1 protein-coding gene is annotated in these 653 nt (G+C 61.3%); it reads left to right on the forward strand.

Annotated elements, in window-relative coordinates; translation table 11 throughout:
* Window positions 1–255: 255 nt before the first annotated feature.
* On the forward strand, window positions 256–653 hold a 398-nt coding region (locus AC01FP_RS18560), incomplete at its 3' end, for an amidohydrolase family protein (protein WP_474482355.1).

Consider the following 653-nt stretch of genomic DNA (forward strand, 5'->3'; position numbering starts at 1 on the left):
GCGTGGGCGTTCGCACAATTGCATCGCCAATCCGCGCGGCGGCCGCACGAACATCATCGATGGTCAATGGCAGGTCGGCGTGCGGTACGCTCGCGAGATTGGCTTGGCTGCTGGTCATGGCGGCTGCGCCGTAGGGGAAAAGCACCAGCAGGAAAACCTCCAACCGCGGCTTGCCCGGCAAAGATTTGCTTTGCGTCCGATTATCGGCAAAGCGAAGCGACACAACCTCGCCCGTTCGCATGCCAAGGATTGCCCATGAAGCAGGTCGCCGCTCTCTCCTTGTTCCCGATTCTGCTTGCACTGGCAGCACCGGCACAAGCCGATACGCTGGTCGACAATGTCGAAGGGATTGCGCTCGATGAAAGTGGCAAGGTCACCCGTTTCAGCGCGCTGTGGATCGATGACGATGGCCGGATCAAGCAGTTGCTGGCGCGAGGCGAAAAGCGCCCGACCACCGATTTCTTCGTCGATGGCAAAGGCGCCTACCTGATTCCTGGGCTGATCGACGCCCACCTCCACGTGATGGGGATCGGCTTCGGCGCAATGACACTCGACCTGTCAGGAACCAGCTCGCTGGCGGAGGCGCAGAAGCTCATCGCTGACTACGCCGCAGCCAATCCAAACCGCCGGTGGATCATCGGACGCGGATGGAA

Source organism: Cyanobium sp. NIVA-CYA 375 (genome assembly GCF_056108345.1).